General features: G+C 53.2%; 5 protein-coding genes. 2 read left to right on the top strand and 3 right to left on the bottom strand.

All coding sequences use genetic code 11. The features are described 5' to 3' along the window. Both pabB and ACPLUI_RS09220 read left to right on the top strand, forming a co-directional pair. On the top strand, positions 1-1,301 hold a 1,301-nt coding region (gene pabB / locus ACPLUI_RS09225), incomplete at its 5' end, for an aminodeoxychorismate synthase component I (RefSeq protein WP_424659970.1). Positions 1,302-1,310: 9 nt separating this feature from the next. Further along, positions 1,311-2,132, top strand: coding sequence for an aminotransferase class IV (locus tag ACPLUI_RS09220; RefSeq protein WP_424659972.1), 822 nt, complete (start codon positions 1,311-1,313; stop codon positions 2,130-2,132). A gap of 21 nt (positions 2,133-2,153) precedes the next feature. Here ACPLUI_RS09220 and ACPLUI_RS09215 read toward each other — a convergent pair whose 3' ends face one another. The 3 genes from ACPLUI_RS09215 to ACPLUI_RS09205 all read right to left on the bottom strand — a co-directional run bounded on the left by ACPLUI_RS09215 (position 2,154) and on the right by ACPLUI_RS09205 (position 5,838). After that, entirely contained in the window at positions 2,154-3,614 is a 1,461-nt protein-coding gene (locus tag ACPLUI_RS09215) for a long-chain-fatty-acid--CoA ligase (RefSeq protein ID WP_424659969.1), read from the bottom strand. 103 nt (positions 3,615-3,717) lie between these two features. Next, complete coding sequence (locus ACPLUI_RS09210; protein WP_424659971.1) at positions 3,718-4,416, bottom strand: CocE/NonD family hydrolase; 699 nt, start codon at positions 4,414-4,416, stop codon at positions 3,718-3,720. Positions 4,417-4,473: 57 nt separating this feature from the next. After that, a complete protein-coding gene (locus ACPLUI_RS09205) occupies positions 4,474-5,838 on the bottom strand; it encodes a TrpB-like pyridoxal phosphate-dependent enzyme (RefSeq protein WP_424659968.1) in 1,365 nt (454 codons plus the stop codon). Positions 5,839-6,714 lie beyond the last annotated feature (876 nt).

Raw genomic sequence — 6,714 nt, 5'->3', positions numbered from 1 at the left:
GTTACCGCCTCCCCCCGGGCAGCTGCCCCCTCCCTTTCTGCGGTGGCGCGGTGGGCTATTTCAGTTACGACCTGGGACGGGTACTGGAAAAAATGCCTTCACTGGCTGTGGACGATCTACAGACCCCCGACCTCTGCCTGGGGTTCTACGATACAGCTACGGTGGTGGACCGGATGACCGGAGAAGTATGGGTGGTCTCCACGGGTTTTCCGGAAACCGACCCTGCAGCTGCCGCAGAACGGGCACGGCGAAGGCTGGATCAAACCTGCTGTTTGCTGGCCGGCGGAAGGGAAGAAATAGAAACCGTTCGCACGGGCATAAGCCGGGAACCCCGGCCGGATGCAGGTTACACGGGCACATCGCGGGTGCACACTTCCAACCACGAGAGACATTCCGGAAAGCGAAATTATCCCCTCCTATTTGCCCATTTTGACGAAACCAGCTACTGCCGGGCGGTTCAGCGGGCTAAAGATTACATTGCGGCCGGGGATATCTTTCAGGTCAACCTGTCCCAGCGTTTCTCCCTCCCCAGGCTCATGGAACCCTGGCCTCTTTACCGGCGCTTGAGAGCGATTAATGCCGCACCTATGGCTGCCTACCTGAACTTCGGGGAGTTCCAGGTGGTCTGCTCTTCACCGGAACGCTTCCTTAAAGTTACAGGACGGCGGGTGGAAACCCGCCCCATTAAAGGTACCCGCCCCCGGGGGAAAGACCCGGCCAGCGACATGAGGCTCAGGGAGGAGTTATGGAACAGCGAAAAAGACCGGGCCGAGCTGGTTATGATTGTAGACATGGAACGCAACGACCTGGGACGGGTCTGCCGGACGGGATCGGTGCGGGTGCCCGAGCTTTACCGGCTTGAGGAATATGCCACCGTATTTCACCTGGTTTCTACTGTGGAAGGGGAACTGGCCCCGGATAAAGACGTGGTGGACCTTCTGGCGGCAGCCTTTCCCGGTGGCTCCATCAGCGGGGCACCAAAAATCCGGGCCATGGAAATCATTGAAGAACTGGAACCGGTACGCCGTGGTATTTACACCGGCTCCATCGGCTATATCGGCTTTGACGGTAACACCGACTTGAATATAGTAATCCGCACCCTGATATTCAAAGGGGCACAAATCTATTTCCAGGTTGGCGGTGGCATTACCATCGATTCAGATCCTTACATGGAGTATGTGGAAACGCTGGACAAGGCCCGGGCACTGGTACGGGCCCTGGGTCTGGATGACCGGCAGGCCTTCGCTTCGCTTACCGTCAGGCCGGTGCTGCAAAAGCCCCCCAAAGAGGTGATAGGGTAATTGAATACCGTGATATGCATAAACGGCGAGTTTGTCCCTGCAGGCCGCGCCCAAATTCCCGCACTCGACCATGGTTTTCTTTATGGCTACGGCCTTTTCGAGACCATTCTGGTGAGCCGGGGTCAACCCGTATTGCTTGAACGACACCTGAAACGGCTGGAGGAGGGATGCAGAGCCCTGGGGATGGCTCTTCCCATGTCCCCGACCGAATTAAGCAGCCTGATATATCAAATAATAAAACTGAACGGTACCATGGACGGGGCCCTGCGCCTCACTCTTTCCGCCGGTACGGATCCGGGTGAAACCACCGGCAACCTGGTCATCTCCACCCGCCCCCTGCCTTACAGCGCACCGGACTACCGGAAGGGGTTCCGGGCCGGCTGGTCATCTTTCCGGCGCAATGAACAATCTCCCCTGGTAAAGTTCAAAACTTTAAACTACCTTGAAAATGTGTTGGCCAGAAAGACAGCCCGGGAAAGAGGATGGGATGAGGCACTTTTTTTGAATACCACGGGCTATGTGGCGGAAGGAACAGCAAGCAACATCTTTCTGGTCAAAAACAGCCGGGTGTTTACTCCCGCTCCGGATCAGGGGCTGCTGCCCGGCATCATGAGGCAGGTGGTGCTGGAAACCTGCCGCCGGCTGGGCATTGCGGCAGAGGAGCGCCCTGTCTCCCCGCATGAACTGCTCCACGCCGACGAGTGTTTCCTGACCAATTCTTTAATGATCGTAATGCCCCTGGTAACAATTTGCGGCTGTCCTGTTGGGAGCGGAGAACCGGGACTCGTAACCGGAGAGATAAAAACGGCTGTAAGCAATCATATATTATAAGCAATGGATTGCAGAAAGTGCTTATTTCAACAGGCGTTTGAGAACCTTGTTCCCCGGTCCCCGGGGGAGTTCGGTGGTAAAAACAAAGGTTTCCGGTATTTTATAGCCGGCCAGGCGCTCCTTCAAGAAGCGCAACAGTTCCTGCTTATCGGGCGTGCATCCCTCTTCCGGTACAATAAATGCTTTTACCGTTTCCCCTTTGACAGGGTGGGGAACACCAATCACCGCCGCCTCCGCCACCGCAGGATGTTCCTCCAGGGCCCTTTCCACTTCTTTGGGATATACATTGTAACCCGCGGTGATAATCAACTCCTTCTGACGGCCAGCAATAAATACATAGCCGTCCCGGTCCCGGTGGGCGAGATCTCCAGTATGCAGCCAGCCACCTCTGAGCACTGTCCTGGTTTCCTCTTCCCTGTTGTGGTAGCCCCGCATCACATTCGGCCCTCTAACCACCAGCTCCCCCACCTCGCCCGGCGGAAGTTCCCGGTCATTTCCGTCCACTACTTTTACTTCCACCCCGGGAAGCGGAATTCCGACAGACCCAATTTTGCGGGGCCTCCCGTCCAGAGGATTCAAACAAACTACCGGCGAAGCTTCGGAAAGGCCGTAACCCTCGATAACAGGGAAGTTGAAGTTTTCGGCAAAAGCCTTCATGTACTCAGGAGAGATAGAGTCTCCCCCGGAAATCGCCAGCTTCAAGCAGGGGAATGTTGCCTGCCGGCGGAGCTTGAGCAGTACGGTAAACATACTGGGAACCCCGCAGAAAACTGTTATGCCTTCTTCCTGCAACTTCTGAAGTACTTCCTTGGGCCTGAAACTATCCATAATGGTTATACGGCTCCCAAGGTAGAGCGGCAGTAAAACACAGACCGTCCAGCCGAAACTGTGAAACATGGGCAAAACTGCCAGAAAGTTATCCCCGGGCCCCAGGTCGGATGCCTCATCCATGGATTTAACATTGCTTAAAAGGTTCCGGTGGGTCAGCATGGCAGCTTTGGGCCGCCCGGTAGTCCCCGAAGTATAAAGAAAGGTGCAAACTTCTCCCGGATCAATTTCCGGGAAAGAAGCAGGTGGAGCCTTCTCAATCTCCTGCCGGACCTCCTCATCCAGAATGACCGGTGATACCGGCAGGTTGGACGGCTGCCCGAACTGATGGGCGATGGCCGGGCTGGTCACGAGAAACCGGGTGCCGGCATCAGTTACGATAAAGGCAAGTTCCTGGGGTGTCTGAAGGAGGTTGAGCGGAACGACAACACCCCCGGCACGTGTTATACCCAGGTAGGCATAAATAAACTCCGGAGAATTGGGAAGGGCCAAAGCCACTCTCTCCCCGGGCTGCAGTCCCCGGCGTAGAAAATACCGGGCGTATTGTTCAATATTTCGTTCAAGTTCGGGATAGGTAATTTTTTGTCCGCGATAAACAAGGGCCACCTGACGGGGATTTTGAACGTGCTTTCCAGGCAAATCAAAGATGTGCAAAAAGATTCCCTCCATATTTATTGGCTAATTGATTAGTAAGCATAGGAACCCTGTCTGCTTCTTTGAACAGAGCCAGCTGTCCACATATCCCGTCTTCCAGGTATCATCTAATCGCTAATACCCGGGCAAAGAAATCAGCCACCATCTCCCCAACCCTGGCCTCGTATCCCCACCAGAAGTGATCAACCCCGGCTATCACCTCCACAATTTTCGGTTCGGCCATACCGGCAGTTTCCTTTAAGACCGAGGAAGGTGTGATTATATTATCTTCCGCCCCAGTGACAATCAACTTTGGTTTGGCGCATTGCTTAAGCACGTCAGCAGGGATAACCGGGGAAACGGCCGCGATGGCCCGAACTACATTATTGGTGTCACCAACCGCCAGGGCCACCATCCCCCCGAAGGAATAACCCATGATGCCGATCCGGGACGGGTCGATTTCTTCCCGATTCGAGAGCAATAAAAGGGCCGCTTCCGCGTCTTCCTGTTCACCGACTCCGTTAGCAAAGCAACCCTGGCTGCGGCCCACACCGCGAAAGTTGAAACGCAGGCTGGCTATTCCATTACCGGTCAAAGCCCGGCTGATGGCGAGGATGACGTTGTTATTCATATTGCCACCGTATAGGGGATGGGGATGACATAGCACTACCCCGGGAAAGGGACCGGACACAGCCGGCAGGTCCAGGCAGGCTTCCAAGACCAGACCGGAGCTGGGCAGATCAATTTGTGTTTTTCTCATATGTTCACTTCCCCTTGCCTGGCAGTAACGGCACCCGTGGGAACAGCCGACATAAGGGTTCAGGCAGTAGCGGTAGCCCGGAATGCCGGTTTTATTGAGGGCTACTGTCAGACGTACAACCTATTCCAGATTCATTCCGGGAAGCTGGGATAAAGACCTGGCCAGTTCTTCTTCCGGCAGGGGGTAATCCTCCAGTTTTCCTGCCAGATAAGCATCGTAAGAGGGTAAGTCCAGAAAACCATGGCCGCTCAAATTGAACAGGATGGTCCTTGCTTCCCCCGCCTCCCTGGCTGCCAGTGCTTCCTGAATAGCGCATGCGATGGCGTGGGCAGACTCGGGAGCCGGTACGATTCCCTCGGAGCGAGCAAACATGATGGCACTCTGAAAGACAGCTGTCTGGCCGACAGCCCGGGCTTCAGCAATACCTTCATGTACGAGCTGGCTTACCAGGGGAGAGTCCCCATGGTAGCGCAGACCCCCGGCGTGGATACCCGGAGGCATGAACTTCGCTCCCAGGGTATACATGTGCAAAAGGGGCGTTAACCCTGCCACATCACCGTAATCGTATGCCAGTCTACCACGGGTCAGGGTGGGACACGCACTGGGTTCCACGGCAATCAACTTCACCTTTGCCTTACCTGCCAGTTTGTCGTGGGCAAAGGGGAAAACCAGCCCCCCGAAGTTACTCCCACCACCACAGCAGGCAATAACCACATCCGGGTAATACCCGGCCCTGGCCATTTGTTCCCTGGCCTCAAGACCTATCACCGTCTGGTGCAAAAGTACATGGTTTAACACGCTGCCCAGGGCGTAATTAGTATCTTCCCGTCCCACAGCGTCTTCCACTGCTTCGCTGATGGCAATCCCCAGGCTGCCGGGGGAATCTGGTTCCTCGCTTAAGATCCTGCGCCCGGCGGCAGTCTGTTCGCTGGGGCTGGCATAGACTTTAGCCCCGAATATTTCCATCATGGAGCGCCGGTAGGGCTTCTGCTGGTAGCTGACTTTGACCATGTAAACAGTACATTCAAGGCCGAAAAAGTTACACGCCTGGGAGAGAGCCACACCCCACTGGCCGGCTCCTGTTTCGGTAGTCAGTCTTTTTATGCCTTCCTTTTTGTTAAAATAAGCTTGTGGCACGGCCGTATTCAATTTATGACTCCCGGCCGGACTTACTCCTTCATATTTGTAAAAAATACGTGCCGGTGTATCCAGAGCTTTCTCGAGACGGTACGCCCGCTGCAAAGGACTGGGCCTCCAGAGGCGATAAATCTCCCGTACTTCTTCCGGAATTTCCACCCAGCGTTCCCTGGTCATTTCCTGTTCAATCAAGGAAGTGGGGAAAATAGCCTTTAAATCGTCCGGTAATACCGGTTTTCCAGTAGCAGGATGCAAAGGCGGAGGGGGTAATTGAGGCATGTCAGCCTGGATGTTGTACCAGTATTCGGGAATTTCCTTTTCTGTAAGTAAGATTCTGGTCTCCCTCATCTCTTCTCAGCTCCTTTACTAAAATACCCTGGTCCAGGCAGGCTTGACTTTAAAACTTCGCCATCATACATGCTATTCCTTCCGGTGAAGAATAATTTGAAATTTAATCTGGACTTCCAGTTCGTACCAAAACCTCTTACACCTCCCGCAATGACTGCGGGCGGAGGGACGGGTTAGAGTTTTGCCGTCCTCCCGCCCGTTTCCTGCCTCTTTTCCTGATTACCCGCTTTCATCCTGCTCTGGACTTCCAGCGAGCCAAGTATGCTGGAGCGGACAGCGCAGTGCTGGTTGCCCTGGCGATATTTCTTGATTTCGTCAACCTGTTCACGTTCGTACTGGACATTTTTCTGATGTTCAGCGGGGGTAGTTTAAGAAAACGGTAGGACGAAGTTTTTTTCGAAACGATTAGGGGTATGTGCCGCGGGAGGATGATTCCAGCAACGCGGCCTTCTTTATTATCTCTCCTGCTGTCCGGGCCCAGTATGGGGAGGTGTAATTTTAAAATTGATCAGCCCAAATAATGCAATACCTGCGTAAATTTAGTTTGAAGCGGGATTTTTTGTGCGTCAGTGAAAATTTAAGCCATTATTGGCACTTGAACATAAGGTAAAATTAAAATAACATTTGTAAGAATAAGAATGTTCGTTTAGTATAAGTATTTTACAGTAACAGGAAAGGTAAATTAGGCAGGTTGAACAAGAAGGTCGTCTGAACGATCTAATTTTTAACAGACATACTGTATACAATATTCACAATATCAAAATAATTTCAAAATAGGAATAAAATGAATGCGTTGCTTATCCGTAATTAAACCTGTCCTCAACCATCCAGCCAATTCGTATTGTTCCCAAACCAAACGTGAATTTACAATATTTC

Origin of the sequence: Desulfofundulus sp., from assembly GCF_049701015.1 — a bacterium.
Taxonomy (GTDB): domain Bacteria; phylum Bacillota; class Desulfotomaculia; order Desulfotomaculales; family Desulfovirgulaceae; genus Desulfofundulus.
The sequence above is the reverse complement of the archived record's forward strand: the minus strand, read 5'-3'. Positions and strand labels throughout refer to the sequence as shown.